The sequence below is a fragment of the Paenibacillus sp. J22TS3 genome (assembly GCF_018403205.1).
In the GTDB taxonomy this organism is placed as follows: domain Bacteria; phylum Bacillota; class Bacilli; order Paenibacillales; family Paenibacillaceae; genus Fontibacillus; species Fontibacillus tuaregi.
In genome coordinates, this window is record NZ_BOSF01000034.1 from 1 (window position 1) to 255 (window position 255).

At 56.1% G+C, this 255-nt stretch carries 1 rRNA gene; it reads left to right on the forward strand.

The features are described 5' to 3' along the window. A 23S ribosomal RNA gene (locus KJS63_RS25920) occupies positions 1-255 on the forward strand; the annotation flags it as partial.

Consider the following 255-nt stretch of genomic DNA (forward strand, 5'->3'; position numbering starts at 1 on the left):
GGGAGTGAAAGAGATCCTGAAACCGTGTGCTTACAAGAAGTCAGAGCCCGATCTAGGGGTGATGGCGTGCCTTTTGTAGAATGAACCGGCGAGTTACGTTCCCGTGCGAGGTTAAGGTGAAGAGCCGCAGCCGCAGCGAAAGCGAGTCTGAATAGGGCGACTTTTAGTACGTGGACGTAGACCCGAAACCGGGTGATCTACCCCTGTCCAGGGTGAAGGTGCGGTAACACGCACTGGAGGCCCGAACCCACGTAT